This is a genomic window from Streptomyces similanensis, assembly GCF_039543625.1.
Taxonomy (GTDB): Bacteria; Actinomycetota; Actinomycetes; order Streptomycetales; family Streptomycetaceae; genus Streptomyces; species Streptomyces similanensis.
On record NZ_BAABKC010000011.1, the window covers coordinates 76,859 to 98,586 of the forward strand.

At 71.3% G+C, this 21,728-nt stretch carries 18 protein-coding genes and 2 pseudogenes; 12 read left to right on the forward strand and 8 right to left on the reverse strand.

The genetic code is table 11. From position 1 onward, the window contains the following. Positions 1 to 344 precede the first annotated feature (344 nt). A complete protein-coding gene (locus ABEB07_RS03645; protein WP_005481602.1) occupies positions 345 to 641 on the forward strand; it encodes a DUF4193 domain-containing protein in 297 nt (98 codons plus the stop codon). A 13-nt stretch (positions 642 to 654) separates the two neighbouring features. Next, positions 655 to 1,602 carry a hypothetical protein gene (locus ABEB07_RS03650; protein ID WP_345666984.1) on the forward strand — a complete coding sequence of 316 codons (948 nt, stop codon included), beginning with the start codon at positions 655 to 657 and terminating at the stop codon, positions 1,600 to 1,602. Positions 1,603 to 1,643: 41 nt separating this feature from the next. Here the strand turns inward: ABEB07_RS03650 and ABEB07_RS03655 are convergent, their stop codons facing one another. Beyond that, the gene (locus tag ABEB07_RS03655) at positions 1,644 to 2,120 is read right to left on the reverse strand and encodes a DUF3093 domain-containing protein (RefSeq protein ID WP_345666985.1); all 477 of its coding nucleotides are present in this window, start codon (positions 2,118 to 2,120) and stop codon (positions 1,644 to 1,646) included. A 57-nt stretch (positions 2,121 to 2,177) separates the two neighbouring features. Here ABEB07_RS03655 and ABEB07_RS03660 point away from each other — a divergent pair, with 57 nt between their 5' ends. The 8 genes from ABEB07_RS03660 (at position 2,178) to ABEB07_RS03695 (ending at position 9,868) form a co-directional block, all read left to right on the forward strand. After that, positions 2,178 to 2,762, forward strand: coding sequence for a PaaI family thioesterase (locus ABEB07_RS03660; RefSeq protein ID WP_345666986.1), 585 nt, complete (start codon positions 2,178 to 2,180; stop codon positions 2,760 to 2,762). Next, a complete protein-coding gene (dut, locus tag ABEB07_RS03665) occupies positions 2,759 to 3,328 on the forward strand; it encodes a dUTP diphosphatase (RefSeq protein WP_345666987.1) in 570 nt (189 codons plus the stop codon). Before ABEB07_RS03660 ends, dut begins: the two co-directional genes overlap by 4 nt. Position 3,329: 1 nt before the next feature. After that, complete coding sequence (locus ABEB07_RS03670) at positions 3,330 to 4,091, forward strand: DUF3710 domain-containing protein (protein ID WP_164581673.1); 762 nt, start codon at positions 3,330 to 3,332, stop codon at positions 4,089 to 4,091. Between the two features lie 237 nt (positions 4,092 to 4,328). Continuing rightward, positions 4,329 to 5,021: an ABC transporter ATP-binding protein gene (locus ABEB07_RS03675; RefSeq protein WP_345666989.1), complete on the forward strand. Its 693-nt coding sequence runs from the start codon at positions 4,329 to 4,331 to the stop codon at positions 5,019 to 5,021. 245 nt (positions 5,022 to 5,266) lie between these two features. After that, positions 5,267 to 7,945 (forward strand): sensor histidine kinase, encoded by a 2,679-nt coding sequence (locus ABEB07_RS03680; protein WP_345666990.1) that lies wholly within the window; start codon positions 5,267 to 5,269, stop codon positions 7,943 to 7,945. Next, complete coding sequence (locus tag ABEB07_RS03685; protein WP_176150850.1) at positions 7,942 to 8,628, forward strand: response regulator; 687 nt, start codon at positions 7,942 to 7,944, stop codon at positions 8,626 to 8,628. Before ABEB07_RS03680 ends, ABEB07_RS03685 begins: the two co-directional genes overlap by 4 nt. A 43-nt stretch (positions 8,629 to 8,671) precedes the next feature. Beyond that, positions 8,672 to 9,070, forward strand: coding sequence for an OB-fold nucleic acid binding domain-containing protein (locus tag ABEB07_RS03690; protein WP_164581680.1), 399 nt, complete (start codon positions 8,672 to 8,674; stop codon positions 9,068 to 9,070). 3 nt (positions 9,071 to 9,073) lie between these two features. Continuing rightward, positions 9,074 to 9,868 (forward strand): DUF3159 domain-containing protein, encoded by a 795-nt coding sequence (locus ABEB07_RS03695; RefSeq protein ID WP_345666991.1) that lies wholly within the window; start codon positions 9,074 to 9,076, stop codon positions 9,866 to 9,868. Positions 9,869 to 10,059: 191 nt separating this feature from the next. Here the strand turns inward: ABEB07_RS03695 and ABEB07_RS03700 are convergent, their stop codons facing one another. Together ABEB07_RS03700 and ABEB07_RS03705 are read right to left on the reverse strand one after the other, a co-directional pair. Beyond that, positions 10,060 to 10,737, reverse strand: a complete 678-nt coding sequence (locus ABEB07_RS03700) for a potassium channel family protein (RefSeq protein ID WP_164589318.1) — start codon at positions 10,735 to 10,737, stop codon at positions 10,060 to 10,062. Next, on the reverse strand, positions 10,737 to 11,408 hold the full coding sequence (locus ABEB07_RS03705) for a potassium channel family protein (RefSeq protein WP_164589317.1): 672 nt from the start codon (positions 11,406 to 11,408) through the stop codon (positions 10,737 to 10,739). Before ABEB07_RS03705 ends, ABEB07_RS03700 begins: the two co-directional genes overlap by 1 nt. Before the next feature lie 592 nt (positions 11,409 to 12,000). On the opposite strand from ABEB07_RS03705, the gene ABEB07_RS03710 reads away from it, so the two are divergent. Both ABEB07_RS03710 and ABEB07_RS03715 read left to right on the forward strand, forming a co-directional pair. Beyond that, positions 12,001 to 14,052: an APC family permease gene (locus ABEB07_RS03710; protein ID WP_164588994.1), complete on the forward strand. Its 2,052-nt coding sequence runs from the start codon at positions 12,001 to 12,003 to the stop codon at positions 14,050 to 14,052. Positions 14,053 to 14,184: 132 nt separating this feature from the next. After that, the gene (locus tag ABEB07_RS03715; RefSeq protein ID WP_345666992.1) at positions 14,185 to 15,549 is read left to right on the forward strand and encodes a class I SAM-dependent RNA methyltransferase; all 1,365 of its coding nucleotides are present in this window, start codon (positions 14,185 to 14,187) and stop codon (positions 15,547 to 15,549) included. Positions 15,550 to 15,859: 310 nt separating this feature from the next. On the opposite strand, the pseudogene ABEB07_RS03720 reads toward ABEB07_RS03715, so the two are convergent. From ABEB07_RS03720 to ABEB07_RS03740, 5 genes and pseudogenes are all read right to left on the reverse strand, one after another. Continuing rightward, a pseudogene (locus ABEB07_RS03720) lies at positions 15,860 to 16,063 on the reverse strand (integrase core domain-containing protein); the annotation flags it as partial. Positions 16,064 to 16,227: 164 nt separating this feature from the next. Beyond that, positions 16,228 to 17,933, reverse strand: a pseudogene (locus ABEB07_RS03725) (BREX-2 system ATPase PglY); the annotation flags it as partial. Positions 17,934 to 17,941: 8 nt separating this feature from the next. After that, a complete protein-coding gene (locus ABEB07_RS03730) occupies positions 17,942 to 19,834 on the reverse strand; it encodes a DUF2075 domain-containing protein (protein WP_345666994.1) in 1,893 nt (630 codons plus the stop codon). Between the two features lie 211 nt (positions 19,835 to 20,045). Then, a complete protein-coding gene (locus ABEB07_RS03735; protein ID WP_345666995.1) occupies positions 20,046 to 20,189 on the reverse strand; it encodes a hypothetical protein in 144 nt (47 codons plus the stop codon). A gap of 402 nt (positions 20,190 to 20,591) precedes the next feature. Next, positions 20,592 to 21,707 (reverse strand): helix-turn-helix domain-containing protein, encoded by a 1,116-nt coding sequence (locus ABEB07_RS03740; RefSeq protein ID WP_345666996.1) that lies wholly within the window; start codon positions 21,705 to 21,707, stop codon positions 20,592 to 20,594. Positions 21,708 to 21,728: the final 21 nt, after the last annotated feature.

The following is a 21,728-nucleotide window of genomic DNA, read 5'->3' on the forward strand; positions in this document are numbered from 1 at the left end:
GCGCGCCCGCCGACCTCTTCCTGTGCGATCGATCACATGGGCGGTTTTCCGGCCATCTACTCTCCGTGATCATGGAAGGGGTCGGAAAGCCGGGAAAATCCGGGTTTTCGGGGGCCCTGATCACGGGAAGTACACGGTGAGACCGCTTTGAACTGCGGCATTCGAACCGTGTACGGTCCCCATCGCCATCCAAGCCGATCACTCTTGAGGAGATCGGTTGGGTGTCGATTGAGTAACAGACCTTGATGTGAGGCAAAATCTCCGCCTCAGGTCGGGCACAAGTCCGGCCTCTCACGCGTTACGTGCGCTGGAGACACCGCAGACACCCAGAGGGGGAGAGCGACATGGCAACCGACTACGACACCCCACGCAAGACCGACGACGACGTCGACTCGGACAGCCTTGAAGAACTGAAGGCCCGGCGGAACGACAAGTCGACCTCCGCCGTGGACGTCGACGAGTTCGAGGCCGCCGAGGGCCTCGAACTGCCCGGAGCAGACCTCTCCAACGAGGAGCTGGCCGTCCGGGTGCTGCCCAAGCAGCAGGACGAGTTCACCTGCATGAGCTGCTTCCTGGTGCACCACCGCAGTCAGCTGGCCCGCGAGAAGAACGGCCAGCCGATCTGCCGCGACTGCGACTGAGGCGGGGTCGGCCGTGACTGGCTCGACCCCTCCCTGGAAGCGCCGCTCGACCCGCGGGAAACGCGGGAAGGCGGACCCGGGGCCGTCCGACGGCCCCTACGGCGCGCGTGACCACGAGCGAGGCCCATCCCACCCGTCCGACCGGACGGATGCCACGGCAACGGGATCGGCCTCGCTCGAACAGGTGTCCGGGCGCGGTGACCCCGCCTCGGCGGAACGGCCCGCGCCCCTCGCCCGACGCCGCGTCGCGGCGCTCGGCGGCAGGGCCGGCGAAGCCGCCCTCAACGGCGTCCGCCGCGGTGGCAGCCTCGCCAGGTCGGCGCTGTCCCACCTCGCCGACCGGATCATCGACATCGCCCCGCGCGTGCCCGTACGCGACCTCGACACGCTCCGCCGGCAGTTCCCGGGCCTCGGCCCCGAACAGCTCGCCGACAAACTCGTGGCCGGCGCCGCCAACGCGACGTCCTCGGTCGGAGCGGGGATCGGCGCGGCCGCCATGCTGCCGGTGCCGCCGGCGATGCCGACCGAACTGGCCGCCGAGATCACCGGGGTCGCCGCGATCGAGCTCAAGCTCATCGCCGAGCTGCACGAGGTCTACGGAGTACGGCCGCCCGGGCCGCTCAAGGCCCGCAGCGCCGCGTATCTCTCCTCCTGGTCGGGGGAGCGCGGCATCGACGTGCGCAAGCCCATGACGATCGACGCCGCCCTCGGCGGCCAGACCAAACGCCGGCTGCGCCAGCAGATCATGAAGCGCATGGTGCGCGACCTGCCCAACCTGATGCCCTTCCTGGTGGGCGCCGCCGTCGGCGCCGTGATCAACCGGCGCGACACCAGGAAACTCGTCGGCCGCGTCAGAGCCGACCTGCGCAAGATCCAGGTCCCCTGGGACGCCCTGCCGGCGCTGCCGCCCCTGGACGCCCCCGAGACCCCGCTGAAGCTGGGCGACGACGACCCCGCCTGAAGGCGGGCGGGCGCCCCGGCCCCTCGGCGTCCCGCCGGCGCCTACGCCGGTTCCGGCTTCGCCGCCGCCCGGGCCGCCACCAGGGCGTCCGCCAGGCGCTGCGGCTCACGCGTCGACAGGTACAGGTACGGCGTCGGATCGGCGGGGTCGGTGACCTCCACCCGCAGCGCCGTGGGGATGTAGGCGCGCAGCAGCAGGAAGGCGCGGGTGTCGGCCTTGTGCGTGCGCCAGGCGCGCGCCTCCTCAGCGTCCAGGATCTCCGCCGAGCCCAGCGCCGTCACCGGCACCTTCGCCTCGCCCGCGATCAGATCGCCGCCCACCACCCGGATCCGCACCGAGCCGTAGGAGCTGGCCACGACCGCCGCCGCGGCGGTGCCGCCGACCAGCCCGCCGAGCGTCGGCAGGATGCCGAAGGGGAAGAGGATCAAGGCGAACGAGACACCGACCAGGAAGCTGATCAGCCACCAGGAACGGGGCGCGGTGAGACGTTCTTCGTACGGCTGGGCGGAGAGCTGCATGAAGCTAGCTTGGCACGGTGTCGGCGATACCCGCAGGCGCGGGTAAGGTCTGCGCCTGTGAGTGCCAGTCCCGCAGCTCTTGAGCCCCCCGCCGACGCCGTCCGGCCCGTACGGCATCCCGACGCGCCCGCGCCCGGCGAACTCCTCGGCGCGCACTACGGCGAGTGTTTCGGCTGCGGCGGTGACCAGCCGCACGGACTGCACCTGCAGGCCCGCGCCGGCGAGGGCGTCGCCATCACCGCCGAGTTCACCGTGCAGCCGGCCCACCAGGGAGCCCCCGGCCTCGCGCACGGCGGGCTCCTGGCGACCGCCCTGGACGAGACCCTCGGCTCGCTGAACTGGCTGCTGCGCACCATCGCCGTCACCGGACGGCTGGAGACCGACTTCGTACGGCCGGTGCCGGTCGGCACCACCCTGTACCTGGAGGCCGAGGTCACCGCCGTGGCCGGCCGGAAGATCTACTCGCGGGCCACCGGACGCGTCGGCGGCCCCGACGGACCGGTCGCCGTGCGCGCGCAGGCCCTGTTCATCGAGGTCAAGGTCGACCACTTCGTGCACCACGGCCGCCAGGAGGAGATCCGGGCCGCCATGGACGACCCGGACCAGATCCGCCGCGCCCGCGCCTTCGAGGTGAACCCGTGAGCGCCGCGCACCCCGGCGGCCGCCCGCCCCTGGACGTGCTGATCCGGCGCGTGGACCCCGACGTCCCGCTTCCGGCGTACGAGCACCCCGGCGACGCGGGCGCCGATCTGCGCACCACCGAGGCGTGCGAACTCGCGCCCGGCGAGCGCGCCGTCCTGCCCACGGGAGTGTCTGTCGCGCTCCCCGAGGGGTACGCGGCCTTCGTGCATCCCCGGTCCGGTCTCGCCGCCCGCTGCGGTGTCGCCCTCGTGAATGCCCCGGGGACGGTTGATGCCGGGTACCGTGGGGAGATCAAGGTGATCGTGGTGAATCTCGACCCGCGCGAGTCCGTGCGGTTCGAGCGCTTCGACCGGATTGCCCAACTGGTCGTCCAGCAGGTCGAGAGGGTCCGCTTCCAGGAGGTGGCGGAGCTTCCCGGCTCGGCGCGGGCCGAGGGGGGCTTCGGGTCCACCGGTGGCCACGCCGCCGTGGACGGCGTGAGCGGCACAAGCGGTCGGGCCGCCAACGGCGGTCAGGCGGGTGGGAATAGATACGCTTCGGTCGTATCCGACCGGGAAGGACAGTGACGTGTTCGGACGTCGCAAGAAGAAGGATGCCGCCGAGGACGCGGCCGGCGAGGCCGAGCAGGTCGTCGACAGCGTCGACACCGAGGCGGACGACGAGGGCGAGCGCGAGCGGGTGCGCCTGGAGCCGGAACCGCGGCCCGACGGGCCCTGGGACAGCGCCGAGGTGCGAGACCCGAACGAGGGCCGGGTGGACCTGGGCGGCCTGTTCGTGCCCGGCGTCGACGGCATGGAGCTGCGGGTGGAGGTCGCGGGCGACGCGATCGTCGCGGCGACCGTCGTCCTGGGGGACAGCGCCGTACAGCTCCAGGCATTCGCCGCGCCCAAGCGCGAGGGCATCTGGGGCGAGGTGCGCGAGGAGATCGGCACCGGCATCACCCAGCAGGGCGGCATCATCGACGAGGTCGAGGGACCGCTGGGCTGGGAGCTGCGCGCCCAGGTCCCGGTGCAGCTGCCGGACGGCACGGGCGGCTTTCAGGTCGTGCGGTTCGTCGGCGTGGACGGCCCCCGCTGGTTCCTGCGCGGGGTGATCTCCGGCCAGGGCGCGGTGCAGCCGCAGGCGGCCGGACTGCTGGAGCAGATCTTCCGGGACACGGTCGTGGTCCGCGGCGAGGGCCCGATGGCGCCTCGCGACCCGATCGTCCTGAAGCTGCCCAACGACGCGCAGATGGTCCCCGAGGGCGTACAGCAGGAGGAGGGCCAGTCCCGCTTCTCCGGCGGCATGGGCCAGCTCCAGCGCGGCCCGGAGATCACCGAGGTGCGCTGACCGTTCGACCGTGAGCGGCCGGCCGGGCGGCCCGGCCGCACAGCACAGGGGCCGCGCCCTCCGTGGAGCGCGGCCCTTTCCGCTGCCCGCCTCCGCCGTCCACGGCCCTGCTGTCCCGGCTGTCCTTGTGGGCGGTGGAACCATGGCGCGGCGGCGGGCGTTGGAGGATTGAACGGACGGACGCCGGTGGCGATACCGGCGCCCGGTCCACGGGGGAGCACGACGGGGGAGGGACCCATGAGCCAGGTCGTCACCGAGGCGATGGTGCGCGTCGAGAACGTCCACAAGTCCTACGGACAGGGCGCCGGCGCGGTGCACGCGCTGCGCGGCGTCTCCTTCGAGGTGCCGCGCGGCGAACTCGTCGCCCTCAAGGGCCGCTCCGGCTCCGGCAAGACCACCCTGCTCAACATCGTCGGCGGGCTCGACGAGCCGGACCGGGGCCGCGTCGAGGTCGACGGGGACGACCTGTCCGGGCTGGGCGAGGACGGTCTGCTGGCGCTGCGCCGCGACCGCGTCGGGTTCGTGTTCCAGTCCTTCGGGCTGATCCCGATCCTCACCGCCGCCGAGAACGTCGGGGTGCCGCTGCGGATGCGGCGCGCGGCCGCGCGCGAGCGCGAGGAGCGGGTGGAGCTGCTGCTGTCCCTCGTCGGCCTCGGCGACCACGCCGGGCAGCGGCCCGGCGAGCTGTCCGGCGGCCAGCAGCAGCGCGTGGCCATCGCCCGCGCCCTCGCCAACGACCCGGCGCTGCTGATAGCCGACGAACCCACCGGCCAGCTGGACGCGGAGACCGGTCTCGCCGTGATGGAGCTGCTGCGGGCCGTCGTGCACAGCCGCCGGGTCACCGCTCTGGTCGCCACCCACGACCCGACCCTGCTGGGCCTGGCCGACCGCGTCCTGGAACTGCGCGACGGCGAGATAGTCGAACACTGACCGCACCCGGACTCGCACCAGCACCAGCACCTGGACCCGGACTCGCACCCCGACTCGCACCCGCACCGGCCCCGCAGGTCGTCGTCCCCTCCCGCAGGCCCGGCGGCGCCCGCCGTCGCCTCGGCCGGCCGCCGTCAGAGATGCGTCAAGGACCGCAGCTCACCCCCTGTACGGCGTCTTTTGTCCCGATCGCCGGCCGTAGGGTCGTCGCAGCGTGCACAGTCGGGACGGAAGACAATGAGGCCATGGGACGCGGCAAGCTCCGGATCTACCTCGGTGCGGCACCCGGCGTGGGCAAGACCTACGCCATGCTCTCCGAGGCGCACCGCCGGGTGGAGCGCGGCACCGACTGCGTCGTCGCGTTCGTGGAGCACCACGGCCGGCCGCGCACCGAGGTGATGCTGCACGGACTGGAACAGGTGCCCCGCGCCGAGCTGACCCACCGCGGCGGCACGTTCACCGAGATGGACGTCGACGCCGTGCTGCGTCGCGCCCCCGCCGTCGCCCTCGTGGACGAACTCGCCCACACCAACGTCCCCGGCTCCCGCAACGACAAGCGCTGGCAGGACGTGGAGCACCTGCTCGCCGCCGGCATCGACGTCGTCTCCACCGTCAACATCCAGCACCTGGAGTCCCTCGGCGACGTCGTCGAGTCCATCACCGGCGTACGGCAGCGCGAGACCGTCCCGGACGAGATCGTCCGCCGCGCCGACCAGATCGAGCTGGTCGACATGTCGCCCGAGGCGCTGCGCCGCCGCATGGCGCACGGCAACATCTACCAGCCGGACAAGGTCGACGCGGCCCTGTCCAACTACTTCCGCCCCGGCAACCTCACGGCACTGCGCGAACTGGCCCTGCTGTGGGTGGCCGACCGGGTCGACGAGTACCTGAAGCGCTACCGCAGCGAACACCAGGTCTCCCGGATCTGGGGCTCGCGCGAGCGGATCGTGGTCGGCCTGACCGGCGGCCCCGAGGGACGCACCCTGATCCGCCGCGCCGTCCGCCTCGCCGAGAAGGGCGCCGGCGGCGAGGTCATGGCCGTCTACGTCGCCCGCAGCGACGGGCTGACCTCCGCCTCCCCGAAGGAGCTGGCCCTCCAGCGCACCCTGGTGGAGGACCTGGGCGGCACCTTCCACCACGTGGTCGGCGACGACATACCGGCCGCGCTGCTCGACTTCGCGCGCGGCGTCAACGCCACCCAGATCGTGCTGGGCTCCTCGCGCCGCAAGACCTGGCAGTACGTCTTCGGACCCGGCGTCGGCGCCACGGTCGCCCGCGAGTCCGGCCCCGACCTCGACGTGCACATCGTCACCCACGGACAGATCGCCAAGGGACGCGGCCTGCCCGTGGCCCGGGGCGCGCGGCTCGGCCGGGCCCGGATCGTGTCCGGCTGGGTGATCGCCGTGGCGGGACCGGTCCTGCTCGGGCTGCTGCTGAACACCGTCGACCTCGGCCTCGCCAACGACATGCTGCTGTTCCTCGCCCTGACGGTGGCGGCGGCCCTGCTCGGCGGACTGCTCCCGGCGCTCGGCTCGGCGGCCGTCGGATCGTTCCTGCTGAACTACTACTACACGCCCCCGCTGCACCGGCTCACCATCGCCGACCCCAAGAACATCGTCGCCATAGCGATCTTCGTCGGCGTCGCCGTGTCCGTGGCCTCCGTGGTCGACCTCGCCGCCCGCCGCACCCACCAGGCCGCCCGGCTGCGCGCCGAGGCGGAGATACTGTCCTTCCTCGCCGGCAGCGTCCTGCGCGGCGACACCAGCCTCGAAGCACTGCTGGAGCGGGTCCGCGAGACGTTCGCCATGGACGCGGTGGCCCTGCTGGAACGGCAGAGCGACGTGGACCCCTGGACCTGCGCCGGCCGGGCCGGCGCCGACCGGCCGCTCCAGCGCCCCGAGGACGCCGACGTGGACATGCCCGTCGGCGACCACATGGCCCTCGCGCTCACCGGCCGGGTACTGCCCGCCTCCGACCGCCGGGTGCTCGCCGCCTTCGCCGCCCAGGCCGCCGTCGTACTGGACCGCCGCCGCCTCCAGGAGGAGGCCGACCGGTCCCGCGCCCTCGCCGAGGGCAACCGCATCCGCACCGCGCTGCTCGCCGCCGTCAGCCACGATCTGCGCACCCCGCTCGCCGGGATCAAGGCCGCCGTCTCCTCGCTCCGCTCCGAGGACGTCGAGTGGTCCGAGGAGGACCGGGCCGAACTGCTCGGCGGCATCGAGGAGGGCGCCGACCGCCTCGACCACCTGGTGGGCAACCTGCTGGACATGTCCCGGCTCCAGACCGGCACCGTCACCCCGCTGATCCGCGAGATCGACCTCGACGAGGTGGTGCCGATGGCGCTCGGCGGCGTGCCCGAGGACAGCGTGCACCTGGACGTCCCCGAGACGCTGCCGATGGTCGCCGTGGACGCCGGGCTGCTGGAGCGCGCGATGGCCAACATCGTGGAGAACGCCGTGAAGTACAGCCCGGCCCGCGCGCAGGTCCTGGTCTCCGCCAGCGCCATCGCCGAGCGGGTCGAGGTACGCGTCGTCGACCGCGGCCCCGGCGTCCCGGACGAGGCCAAGGAACGCATCTTCGAGCCGTTCCAGCGGCACGGCGACGCCCCGCGCGGGGCGGGCGTCGGACTCGGGCTCGCGGTGGCCCGCGGCTTCGCCGAGGCGATGGGCGGCACCCTCGGCGCCGAGGACACCCCCGGCGGCGGCCTCACCATGGTCCTCACCGTCCGGGCCGCCGGCCCCCGCCCCGGACCCGACGGCCCCGGACCCGACGGCCCCGAACCTGATCGCCGCCCCGAACCCGCCGGCCTTGAGCCGGACCGCCGCCCCGACCCCGATGCCCCCGGCCCCGATGCCCCTGACCCGGATCGCCGCCCCAGGGGCGCGCGGCGCAGCTCCGTACACACCGAAAGGCAGGCTTCATGACCAGGGTGCTGGTGGTCGACGACGAGCCGCAGATCGTGCGCGCCCTCGTGATCAACCTCAGGGCACGCAAGTACGAGGTGGACGCCGCCGGCGACGGCCGTACCGCCCTCGACCTGGCCGCCTCCCGCCACCCCGACGTGGTCGTCCTCGACCTCGGCCTCCCGGACATGGACGGCGTCGAGGTGATCAGGGGCCTGCGCGGCTGGACCCGGGTGCCGATCCTCGTCCTGTCCGCCCGGCACTCCTCCGACGAGAAGGTCGAGGCGCTGGACGCGGGCGCCGACGACTACGTCACCAAGCCCTTCGGCATGGACGAACTGCTGGCCCGGCTGCGCGCCGCCGTCCGCCGGGCCGAGCCCGTGGGCGCCGGCGACGACGAGGTCACCACGGTGGAGACCGAGCAGTTCACCGTCGACCTGGCCGCGAAGAAGGTCAACCGCGGGGGCAAGGACGTACGCCTCACCCCGACCGAGTGGCACCTGCTGGAGGTGCTGGTGCGCAACACCGGCCGGCTGGTCAGCCAGAAGCAGCTGCTTCAGGAGGTGTGGGGGCCCTCGTACGGGACCGAGACCAACTACCTGCGCGTCTACATGGCCCAGCTGCGCCGCAAGCTGGAGGCCGACCCCTCGCACCCCCGGCACTTCGTCACCGAGCCCGGCATGGGCTACCGGTTCGAGAGGTGAGCGCGGTTACGGCGTCCTCGGGACACCCCGGTACGCTTCAGATATGAGTGCTGTTCCGCGTTCCGAAAAGCCGGTGGGCCGGTTCCGGCGCATGCTCGACCGGCTCTCCTCGTCCCAGGAGGACCTGGAGTCCAAGGAGCTGCGGGAGGACGCCGAGACCGCCGGCTGCACCCGGATCGGCGACTGTCACGACCGCCAGGTCGTCACCGTTACTGGTACCTTGCGCACGGTCACCCTGCGCCCGCGCGCCGGAGTCCCCGCCCTGGAGGCGGAGCTGTTCGACGGCTCCGCCGCCCTGGACGTGGTGTGGCTCGGCAGGCGCTCCATCGTCGGGATAGAACCGGGGCGCAAGCTGATCGCATCGGGCCGGATCTCCATGAGCCGGGGCCGCCGGGTGCTGTTCAACCCCAAGTACGAATTGCGACCCCTCGGACGGGAGTAGCCCGTGACGTCACTCGACAAGCCGACCGAAGAGACGACCGCCGACGCCGAGGCCAGGGCGGTGACGGAGGCCGCGCTGTTCGAGGCGTTCGGCGGGGTGCGGGGCATGGTGGAGACCGTCCTGCCCGGCCTGCTCTTCGTCACCATCTTCACGATCAACAAGGACCTGCACTGGTCGGCGATCGCCGCGCTGGTGGTCTCCCTTGGCCTGGTCGCGGTCCGGCTGGCGATGCGGGACACCGTCAAGCACGCCTTCAGCGGCGTCTTCGGCGTGGCCTTCGGCGTGGTCTTCGCGATGATGACCGGCAACGCCAAGGACTTCTACCTGCCCGGCATGCTCTACACCCTGGGGCTGAGCCTGGCGTACCTCGTCACCGCGCTCGCCGGGGTGCCGCTGATCGGTCTGATCCTCGGCCCGGTCTTCAAGGAGAACCTCTCCTGGCGCACCCGCAACCCGGGCCGCAAGAAGGCGTACACCAAGGCCAGTTGGGCCTGGGGTGTGATCCTCTTCGCCAAGTGCGCGATCCTCTTCCCGCTGTACTGGTGGGCGGACACCACCCAGCTCGGCTGGGTCCTGGTCATCCTGAAGATCCCGCCGTTCCTGCTGGCGGTCTATCTGACCTGGATGTTCCTGGCGAAGGCGCCGCCGCCCATCGACGTGTTCGCGGAGATGGAGGCGGAGGAGAAGGCCGAGGAGGAGCGGAAGGCGGCCCTCGCGGCCGAGCCCGGCGAGACCCCGGACGGCGCGGGCCCGGCGGCGGACGGCCCCGCGGCGGGCCGGCACCGCCGAGAGGCGTAGCCACGCACGACGGCGAGCCGCACGACGCGCCGTGATCCGCACCGCCCGCACGACGCGCCGTGATCCGCACCGCCCGCACGACCGCGCCGTGATCCGCACCGCCCGCACGACCGCGCCCGCACGACCCGTACGACACGAGGGGGCGCCCGGAGATCTCCGGGCGCCCCCTCGTGTCGTACGCCTGAAGGGCCTCAGCCCTGCGGGCTCTCGCGCCGCACCGACAGCAGGTCCTCCAGCTGCTCCTCGCGGGCCTGCGCGGCCACGAACAGCAGTTCGTCACCCGCCTCCAGCGAGTCCTCCTGGGACGGGGTGAGCACCCGGGTGCCGCGGATGATGGTGACCAGCGAGGTGTCCTCCGGCCACTCGACGTCGCCGACCTGGGTGCCGGCCAGCGCCGACTCCTCCGGCAGGGTCAGCTCGACGAGGTTGGCGTCGCCGTGGCTGAAGCGCAGCAGCCGGACCAGGTCGCCGACGCTCACCGCCTCCTCCACCAGGGCGGACATCAGCCGCGGCGTGGAGACGGCGACGTCCACGCCCCACGCCTCGTTGAACAGCCACTCGTTCTTCGGGTTGTTCACCCGGGCGACGACGCGCGGGACGCCGTACTCCGTCTTCGCCAGCAGGGAGACGACCAGGTTGACCTTGTCGTCGCCGGTCGCGGCGATCACCACGTTGCAGCGCTGCAACGCGGCCTCGTCCAGGGACGTGATCTCACAGGCGTCGGCCAGCAGCCACTCGGCCTGCGGCACGCGCTCGACCGAGATGGCGGTCGGCGCCTTGTCGATGAGAAGGACCTCGTGGCCGTTCTCCAGCAGCTCGGCCGCGATCGACCGACCGACCGCTCCGGCACCGGCAATGGCGACCCTCATCAGTGACCGCTCTCCTCTTCGGGGCCCTCGGCGAACGCCGCCTCGACCTTCTCCACCTCGTCCGTCCGCATCATCACGTGCACGAGGTCGCCCTCCTGGAGCACCGTCTGCGAGGACGGGAGCATCGACTCGCCGAGGCGGGTCAGGAACGCCACCCGGACGCCCGTCTCCTCCTGCAGCCTGCTGATCTTGTGGCCGACCCACTTCGGCGAGGCGTGCACCTCGGCGAGCTGGACACCGCCGGTGGGGTCGCGCCACAGCGGCTCGGCGCCCGAGGGCAGCAGCCGGCGCAGCATCTGGTCGGCCGTCCAGCGGACCGTGGCCACCGTCGGGATGCCCAGGCGCTGGTACACCTCGGCACGGCGGGGGTCGTAGATACGGGCCGCGACGTTCTGCACGCCGAACATCTCGCGGGCCACCCGGGCGGAGATGATGTTCGAGTTGTCGCCGCTGGAGACGGCCGCGAAGGCGCCGGCCTCCTCGATGCCCGCCTCGCGCAGGGTGTCCTGGTCGAAGCCGATCCCGGTGACCCGGCGGCCGCCGAACCCGGGGCCCAGCCGACGGAAGGCGGTGGGGTCCTGGTCGATCACGGCGACCGTGTGCCCCTGTTGCTCCAGGGTCTGGGCGAGAGCGGAACCCACTCTCCCGCAGCCCATGATGACGATGTGCACGACCGTCCTTCCGGTGTCAATAGCTACTGCTCAGCCCCATCAGGGTCTCAGACAGAGGGACAAGCTACACATGCCCCGTGCGCGGAGGGCACCCCCGTGCCGCATCCCGGACGCGCCCCGCCCCGCGCGCCGGCCCCCGGCCACGTCCCCGGCCACGTCCCCGGCCTCGGCGGACCCGGCGACCCGCCCCGCGCGCGGCGGCTCCCGCGGGCGCGCACGGTGGCCCGCGCAGGCGCGCGCGAGAGCGGCCGTACGCGCCCGCCGGAAGCCGCACGCCGGCACGCGAAAGAGACTGACAGACGTCCTATTCCGCCTCCGACGCCCCCCGCCGAGTGATGCTGCGCACGCTCCACAGGGTCAGGAATCCGAGGCCGAGCAGCGCTGCGGCGGCGCCGATTAGCTCCGCGGTCGGGGGCATGGGACCTCCGGGTGTCGGCGAGGGCGGAGAAAACGCCGGGATTTCAGCCATCTAGGCACGGCGACGCCCTCACCTGCGGAATCCGTCGCCCTGGCCGCCGCCGTTTTCACTCGTGAGGCAGATCTCGGGTGGCAGGTGGGCGAGCCCCAGTTCGAAGCCCTACGATCCTCTGTTGTGTCCAAACTGACCGACGTGCCCAAACGGATTCTGATCGGGCGCGCACTGCGCAGCGACCGGCTGGGGGAGACCCTGCTGCCGAAGCGCATCGCCCTACCCGTTTTCGCCTCCGACCCGTTGTCCTCCGTGGCGTACGCGCCCGGCGAGGTGCTGCTGGTCCTGTCCATCGCGGGCGTGTCGGCGTACCACTTCAGCCCGTGGATCGCGCTCGCGGTCGTCGTGCTGATGTTCACCGTCGTCGCCTCCTACCGGCAGAACGTGCACGCCTACCCGAGCGGCGGCGGCGACTACGAGGTGGCGACCACCAACCTCGGCCCCAAGGCCGGCCTGACGGTCGCGAGCGCGCTGCTCGTCGACTACGTCATGACCGTGGCCGTCTCCATCTCCTCGGGCATCGAGAACCTCGGCTCGGCGATCCCCTTCGTCGTCGAGCACAAGGTCTTCTGCGCGGTCGCCGTGATCGTGCTGCTGACGCTGATGAACCTGCGCGGCATGAAGGAGTCGGGGACGCTGTTCGCGATCCCGACGTACGTCTTCGTGGCCGGGGTCTTCATCATGATCGCGTGGGGCGCGTTCCGCGGTCTGGTCCTCGGCGACACGATGCGCGCGCCGACCGCCGACTTCCACATCAAGGCCGAGCACCAGGGACTCGCCGGCTTCGCGCTCGTCTTCCTGCTGCTGCGCGCCTTCTCCTCCGGATGCGCCGCGCTCACCGGCGTCGAGGCGATCTCCAACGGCGTCCCGGCCTTCCGCAAGCCGAAGTCGAAGAACGCCGCGACCACGCTGGCGATGATGGGCCTGCTGGCCGTGACGATGTTCTGCGGCATCATCGTCCTCGCCATGACGACCAAGGTCCACATGGCCGAGAACCCGGCCACCGACCTGATCCACAAGGGCCTCCCGCTCGGCTCCGGCTACGTCCAGAACCCGGTGATCTCCCAGGTCGCCGAGGCCGTCTTCGGCAAGGGCAGCTTCCTGTTCGTGGTCCTGGCCGCGGCCACCGCGCTGGTCCTCTTCCTCGCCGCGAACACGGCGTACAACGGCTTCCCGCTGCTCGGCTCGATCCTCGCCCAGGACCGCTACCTGCCCCGCCAGCTGCACACCCGCGGCGACCGCCTCGCCTTCTCCAACGGCATCGTCCTGCTGGCGGGCGCGGCGACCCTGCTGACCGTCCTGTACGGCGCGGACTCCACCCGGCTGATCCAGCTGTACATCGTCGGCGTGTTCGTGTCCTTCACGCTCAGCCAGATCGGCATGGTGCGGCACTGGAACCGCCACCTGGCCGCCGAGCGCGACGAGACCAAGCGGCGGCACATGGTCCGCTCGCGCGCCATCAACGCCTTCGGCGCCTTCCTCACCGGCCTGGTGCTGGTCGTCGTCCTGCTGACCAAGTTCACCCACGGCGCGTGGGTGGCCCTGCTCGGCATGTGCATCTTCTTCGCGACGATGACGGCGATCCGCAAGCACTACGACCGCGTCTCCGAGGAGATCGCCGCCCCCGAGGGCCCCAGCGACGACATGGTCCGCCCCTCGCGCGTGCACTCCGTCGTCCTCATCTCCAAGATCCACCGCCCCACGCTGCGGGCGCTGGCCTACGCCAAGCTGATGCGCTCGGACACCCTGGAGGCGCTCACCGTCAACGTCGACCCGGCGGAGACGAAGGCGCTGCGCGCGGAGTGGGAACGGCGCGGCATCGACGTACCGCTCAAGGTGCTCGACTCGCCCTACCGCGAGGTCACCCGCCCGGTGATCGAGTACGTCAAGGGACTGCGCAACGAGTCCCCGCGCGACGCCGTCTCCGTGATCATCCCCGAGTACGTCGTCGGCCACTGGTACGAGCACCTGCTGCACAACCAGAGCGCGCTGCGGCTCAAGGGCCGGCTGCTGTTCACGCCGGGCGTCATGGTCACCTCGGTGCCCTACCAGCTCGCCTCCTCCGAGGCGGCCAAGATGCGCGCCCGCAGGCGCCAGAACTGGAGCGCGCCGGGCGCCGTGCGGCGCGGACCGGCCCAGGACCGCCCGAAGGAGTCACCGGCGTCGAAGAGCTGAGCCGGCGTCCTCGTGCCTCGTGCCTCGTGCCTCGTGCCTCGTGCCTCGTGGTGAACGGCCGGACGACACCCACGTAGACTGGTGGGCTGTTGTCCGGCCGTTTCCCGCTTTCCGATCTGGAGTCACCCCACCATGCAGGCAGAACCGAAGAAGACGCAGGTGGGACAGGCGGGGCCGGAGACGGACACGCTGGTGGGGCAGGAGTACGAGGTCGAGATCGGCCCCGTCGCCCACGGCGGCCACTGCATCGCCCGCACCGCCGAGGGCCAGGTGCTGTTCGTCCGGCACGCGCTGCCCGGCGAGCGGGTCGTGGCCCGGGTCACCGAGGGCGAGGAGGTCGCGCGCTTCCTGCGCGCCGACGCGGTACGCGTCCTGGAGGCGTCCAAGGACCGCGTCGAGGCGCCCTGCCCCTACGCCGGCCCCGGCCGCTGCGGCGGCTGCGACTGGCAGCACGCCAAGCCCGGCGCCCAGCGGCGGCTGAAGGGCGAGGTGATCGCCGAGCAGCTGAAGCGGCTCGCGGGCCTCACGCCCGAGGAGGCCGGCTGGGACGGCACGGTGATGCCGGCCGAGGGCGACAAGCTGCCCGCGGGCGAGGTCCCGCAGTGGCGCACCCGGGTGCAGTACGCGATCGACCCGGCCACCGGCCACGCCGGCCTGCGCCGGCACCGCTCGCACGAGGTCGAGCCCGTCGAGCACTGCATGATCGCGGCGCAGGGCGTCAGCGAACTCGGCATCGAGCAGCGCGACTGGACGGGCATGGAGACGGTCGAGGCGATCGCCGCCACCGGCTCCCAGGACCGCCAGGTCGTCCTGACCCCGCGCCCCGGCGGCCGCCTCCCGCTGGTCGAACTCGACAAGCCGGTCTCGGTCCTGCGCGTCGACGAGAAGACCGGCGGCGTCCACCGCGTCCACGGCCGCCCCTTCGTCCGCGAGCGCGCCGACGGCCGCACCCACCGGGTGGGCGCCGGCGGTTTCTGGCAGGTCCACCCGAAGGCGGCGGACACCCTGGTCAAGGCGGTCATGCAGGGCCTGCTGCCGCGCAAGGGCGACATGGCCCTCGACCTGTACTGCGGCGTCGGCCTCTTCGCCGGCGCGCTGGCCGACCGCATCGGCGACAAGGGCGCCGTCCTCGGCATCGAGTCCGGCAAGCGGGCCGTGACGGACGCGCGGCACAACCTCGCCGAGTTCCCGCGGGTGCGCATCGAACAGGGCAAGGTCGAGTCGGTCCTGCCGCGCACCGGCATCACCGAGGTCGACCTGATCGTCCTCGACCCGCCCCGAGCCGGCGCCGGCCGCCAGACGGTGGCCCACCTCACCGCCCTCTCCGCCCGCCGCATCGCCTACGTCGCCTGCGACCCGGCAGCCCTCGCCCGAGACCTCGCCTACTTCCGCGAGGGCGGCTACCGGGTACGGACACTGCGGGCGTTCGATCTGTTTCCTATGACGCATCATGTGGAGTGCGTGGCGATTCTGGAGCCTGCTGCAAAGGGGCTCTGAACTGCGGTTTTCCTCGGTCGCGAACGCCGTCTGACCTGGCGTTCTAGATGGCGTACTGGGACGACGGTGCGGTCTTCCCTTCTCTCGGCACGAAGGGAGACCGACCGCCTCGGCGCTCCGTTGACGTCGTTTTGATGGCTCGTCATCGAGTGCGGCCGGCCACAACATGATCAGTTCGCGGAGATCATCACCGTCTTCTCTGTCGCGCCGGACACCTCTGCATCCGCGAGCCGCTTGTTGCGGCTCATGGAGGACATAAGGAAGCCCCGATCAGCACCACACCGATGAGGTCAGTGACGATCTCGTGGACCTAGGTGTATTGCCCTGCGAGGTTGGGGAGACGGCTGGCGGGTGGTCGACCCTTGGGCGCGGTGTGTCCGCGGTGGTGAGTGTAGGTGTGCAGCCAGCAGGGAAACGCTTCGCGTCGTTCCCGCTCGCTGCGGTAGGGGTGGGCGTAGGCCCATTCGTCCGGCAGCGTCCGGTTGAAGCGTTCGACCTTGCCGTTCGTCTGGGGCCAGGTACTGGCCGGCGAGCAGCCGGCTCGCGATGGGGCGGACGCCGTCGCGGAGCGACTGGCCGAAGGACAGGGTGAGCCCGTCGACCTCCGCAGCGATTGCAGGTGGTCGGAGAAGCCGAGTTTTACGTCGGCGGCCTTCCTGTCGGCGAGTCCGTAGGCCTCCCCGGGATCGGAGCGGTGACCGAGCCGTAGTTCAGTGCGGACAGGTGGCGGATGGTCAGGTCGGACAGGGCGGGGACGCTCGGGGCGAGCGCCGACAGCGGCAGGGTGCCGATGATCCGGTTGTCCCCGGTGAACTGCTTGATTCGGGTTCGTGGCGTGGGGTTGGTGACGCTGTCGGGACGGTTCGCGTACTGCTCGACGTCCTCCTCCGTCACGCTGTGAGGTAGGGCCGCAGCTTGGTCCGGTACAGCTTGTCGGCTGCCTCGAAGACCACCTTCAGGCTGTGGGTGAACGGCTTGTCGCCGCCCGCCGTGATCAGCGGGTACAGGTCGCCGACCGGGATCAGGTCGGCCAGCCGCAGTTCGGCACGGTGGTCGGCGAGGAGCTGGCCCATCAGCTTCATGCCGGTCCGGTTGCGCTGGTGCGCGGAGGAGACGTGCACGAGGGTGTCCATGAACGCCGGTGAGAACGGGTGCGTCAGCCGGAAGCTCTCCTCGTCCGCGCCGACGCCTTCCGCCCCGCGGTCGGACCCCAGAAGCGTGTCCCACACCCCCTGGCGGATCTTGCGGGTCTTGTCGAACTCTGCCTCGACGAGGGCGGCGGCCTCCGCGTCCTTCGGCTTGAGCAGCCGGGCAAGGGCGACCTGGGGGAGGTTGCGGTCCTCCAGGGTGATCTTGTCGAAGCGGCCGGAGGCCAGGTTGAGTGTGTCCTGGATGGACGCCTCCGCGGCCCCCGACGTCTCCTCGCCGACCAGCTCGCGCAGGTCGCGCTGGCGGGCGATGAAGGAGATGACCGGGACGGCGCGGCGGGCGTCGCCGCCCTACACGAAGTTGGTGATCTTGCCGGCTTCCCGAGCCACGAACTTCTGGTCGTGGATGAGGGTGGCCAGCCAGCGGATCAGCTCGTCCATGAAGGGGATGAACCCGTCGTAACCGAGCGACTTGGCGTGCTCGGCGATTACGGACAGCCCGGCGTCCAGCGAGATGAACCCAGCAGGTGGGTGCTCGCTTCCTGGACGAGACGCGCCCGCAGCTCGGCGGGCGTGGACGGGCTGACCAGGTTGAGCGCCTGCCCGCCCTCGTGGACCTCCTCGGCGTCCAGCGCGGTGTCGAGCAGTCCGGGCGACCAGCCGAACGCCTCACCCCACTCGTCCTCCTCGTCCGCCCCGCCGTCGTCCGGCGAGGTGAGTCCTCCGATCACGGCCGCGTCGCCCATGCGGGAGCGCATCGCCCGGATGTCCTCGAACAGGGCGTCAGTCCGGCACACCTGCGGCGTCGGCGCCTGAGGGTGCAGCTTCTTGACGTGGCTGACGTAGCCGCCGAGGACCCGCTGCTCCAGTGCCTTCGCCCCGAGCATGTGGTACGGCACGAGCAGGAACCGCTTGCCCTCCGTGCCAGCCACTCGTGCTTGGTGAGCACCGGGTCGAGGTCGGTGCGGGCGCGGGCCGCCGGGTTGCCGCTGAGCAGGGCGTGCAGCACGGCCATGAAGTGCGACTTACCGGAACCGAACGAGCCGTGCAGGTAGGCCGCCTTCGACGTGCGGCCGTCGAGCGCGGCCCGGATCAGCCCCAGCGCCTCGTCGAAGTTCTCCAGTAGCCGCTCCGTGACCACTGGTCGCGCAGCGCGCGCTCGGCGCCCTCGGGCGTCGTCGCCTCCGAGAGCTGGAGGGCGAAGTCCGACGTGGAGATGGACTCCTTGATGTCGATCTGCCCGACTACACGAGCGCGGGCGCCTCCACCCCGGACGAGGGGTGCACCAGCGAGCGCAGTTTCTCCCGTGTCTCCGGGTCCGTCGAGTAGACGATCGTGCCGACCATGCCCCGCGTCAGCAGCACCTTGTAGGTGTTGCGGATGAGCCGGTTGATCTCGCTCTCCGGTGTGGCCTTCGTAAAGATGGGGTCCTTGGACGCGGATCGGTCCACGACCCAGTGGTCAGTACGCCACACCAGGTCGGGGCCGATGATCACGCCGGACCAGTCGTACTCGAAACCCTGTGCGGTGTAGACGCAGCCGACTTGGCCGAATCCTTCCGGTTCCGTGGCCCACAGAGGCGCCGGCGGGGCCCCGAACACGGACCGGTCGCCGTACACGTTCCACGGCCGTGCCCAGTCGCCGATGACGACGTCGGTGGGAAGCGCCGTCATCTCCGGGGTGACCTTGGTCGTCCACTTCCAGCAGTAACCGGCCGACATCCGCGCGCCGAAGCCCTCCGCGCGCTTCGAGACGAGGAAGTCCTCCAGCTCCTGCGGGCTCTCGGCGGTCCGCAGCTCCAGTTTGCCGTCGGGCTCCCACGGACCGGGCGTACCGCCCTCCAGGCCGAGCAGGTCGATGACCCACTTCTCGTACGCGTCGCTGCCGCCGCACCGGAACTGGCCATCCAGCTCGATCACAGTGCAGTCCAGGCCCTCCGTGGCGGCGGCCCGCTGGATCTCCTCCTTCGTCCCCATCTCGCCGGGCCGCACCACCTGATGCTGGTCGAGCAGGAACACCGGCACCCGGGCCGCGTCGATGAGTTCGGAGACCTGTGGCCGGCCGGTGCGCAGCTCGGCCTTGGTGTAGCGGTTGGCGGAGGTCTTCCGCAGCCGGTGCGCCTCGTCGCAGATCAGCACGTCGAGGTCGTTCGGCTCGGCATCCATGAAGCTGTTGAAGTACTTGAAGAGCTGCTGCACTTCGCGCTTCTTGTGCCCGGCGACCTTCCGCATCGTCTTGGTGAACGACGCCGACCCGGTGGCGTGCAGGGCGGTCTCCCCGCGCCGGTACAGCTCGCCCAGCAGCGACATAGCGATGACGCTCTTGCCGGAACCGGGGCCGCCGGTCACCACGATGACCTTCTTGTGGTTGCCGCGCTTGGCCTTGCGTACGGCGGACATCACCATCTCGTATGCGACCCGCTGCTCGGCGAGAAGGACGAACTGCTCTCGATCGCGGATCTCGGCCGCCGCGACGGCCATCAGCTGCCTGGACGGCCGGATCTTGGCGTCCCGCAGGACGTCGGCGGCCTCGGCGCCGGGCTTGGCGGCGAGCCGAGACCGCAGGAAGTCCAGGAAGGCGCCCCGCTGGTCGGCCGTGTACATCCGGCCGTACTGGTCCTCCCTGACGCTCCGCAGCCCGGTGATCCGGGACTCGGTCGCGTTGTGCAGGAAGGCCACACCGGCCAGCGACCCGGGCATCCGCTCCAAGGCCGCGTTGAAGGACAGCAGGTACTCGCAGTAGCCGCGAACCTGTTCGATCGGGTTGAGAACGGGCTGCGGGTAGGCGTCGAGCCGGCAGAGAAGGGGGTCCTCCTCGTCCGGGTGCGCCTCGCTCCACTGCTTCAGCTCCACGACGACGTACGACGGCTGTCCCGTCGTCGGGTGCACGCCGGCCAGGACGGCGTCGGCGCGCTTGCTGGTGAGGGGCAGGCTGTACTCGATGACGACCTCGATGTCGTCAAGCCCGGCCTCCGTGAGGGCATTGACGAGGGCGGGCAGACTGCGCTCCCAAGACCGTATCTCCGCCTGCGCGGGCGTCCGACCGTGCAGATGACGGAAGTTCTCGGTCAGATGCAGCGCCAGCGACCCTTCGAGGATGCGGGCGGCGACGGACGCCGCGGACTCACGGAACAGCAAGGAAATGCCCCCAGGCAGCACGAAGAAGACTCGTGCGGGTGGGGGCATGTCCTCCGGTGTCCGCCGCGCGCCGCCGCGGGGGCGGGTGCGTGACGGATCAGGAAGCCCGTCGGGCCGCTGAGATGTTTTCGGTCGCCATCTTAGGTGAGCGTGGCGATCAAGAGGAGTGGTTCTGGACGGGCTCGGCCACGGCCGTTGACGGGTGGTACGGTCACTTGGTGCCGTGGCTCTGCTGACTGCAAGCATTGACCTCGGACAGGAGAGCGCTGAGCAGCTCGTCCTGGCTCAAGGGCCGGACGTGGCGTGGATCGGCGTCCCGCTCGCGGCCACCGCCGAACGGGCGCAGTTGGAGCACAGGGCTGCTATCAGCTTGCTCACGCACCTTGGACCGGGGCCCCTTCCCGCTGAGGCGCATCTCGAGAGCGCGGCGGCCGCAGATCCGACGAGTATCGAGCCATTGACGAGCAGGGCTCTGTCGCCTTGAGGATGATGCCGTTCGTTCGGCGCGCTACGGCCCCAGCACCCCGCTCGAAGAAGCAATAAGCACCCTCGGAGCTGGTACGCTCCCGCTCCCTGGTCATGCGACATCTTCCCGATGACGCATCATGTGGAGTGCGTGGTCATTCTGGAGCCTGCAGCGAAGGGCTCCTGACCTGCGGCTTAATGGACGCACATGATGTGCGACCGGGGCCCGGGCCGAAGAGCGCGGGGTGACGGACCCGAGGCCGGACGTTCCGGCGACCTCACGCCCCGTCCCTCACGTCCTGTCCCTGACGGCGGAGCCGGAGGGGCGCATCGGATCCCGGTCCGCCCCGGGCCAGGCGGCCGGCGGCGGCAGGAGGGAGGCGAGCCGGTCCCGGGGCGGAGGCGTACTGCCCAGCCTGACCAGGGCGGCCGCCAGCCTGTTCATCTGATCCGCACCGAGGAAGCCGACCTCGTTGCGCAGGTATCGGTGCAAGGTCGAGACGCCTATGCCTGTGTGTCGTGCCAGGAGCGGGACGAACTGGCCACCGTAGAACCGGTTCAACGCCTGCAGATCGGTCTTGAGGAGAAGCCGATCCACATGCACGGCCCGCTGCCTCGGCCAGGCGGGCCTGGGCAGTTCGGGCCAGTCGCGCGGGCCGTCGTCCTCGCCGTGCCCGCCGGTTGATGCGGCCTCCCCCGAGGCATCCGAAGGCCTACCTGTCATCAGAGCGCGCAGACGCACCTGTTCGCGTGCCGCGTCGAGCCGACGGCGAGGGCTGGTGCAGGTGCGTTCCAGCAGCTCCAGCCACTCGACCCGCTCCGCGAAGCTCGAAACCCGGCAGGCGTCGAGAAAGGCCAGCAACCCCCGCACCGTCACGGGCTGGAATCCGTTGGCCATGGCGGCGAGCGTGGAGTGCGCGTAGTCGCACTCCCGGGCCATCGCCCGGAACGACATCGACCGGTAGGCCCGCAGCCCCGACAGCCAGAACGGCAGTGCCCGAGGGCCTGTGGCACCCGAGGGCGGCGTGAGCCGACCGGTCTTGTCCCAGCGTCGCCAAGTCCCCCGCCACGCGGGCCGAATGCGGTCCTCGTGGACCATGCGCCGGGTGGGAGCCCCCGCCGACGCCGGACGCTCCCCGCGCAGCGCGGCCTCCCGACGGACCAGCCACGTGGTGGCATCGGTATCGCCGCAGGCGGTGACGAACGCCTTGAGCGTCTTCTCGCTGGGCACGCTGACCCCGCTCTGCGCACTGGACAAGGTCCCGGTCGCCAGCCCGGAGATCTCCGACAGGGCACCGATGGTGAGTCCGGCCCGTCTCCGCAGGACGCGCAAGTCCGCCGCCAGCTCCACACAGGGCAGATCCGGCTCGTCCGGCAGTTCGTTGTTCGGCCGTGCCAAGCTGGTCACGCTCCTCTCGACGGGGCAGGG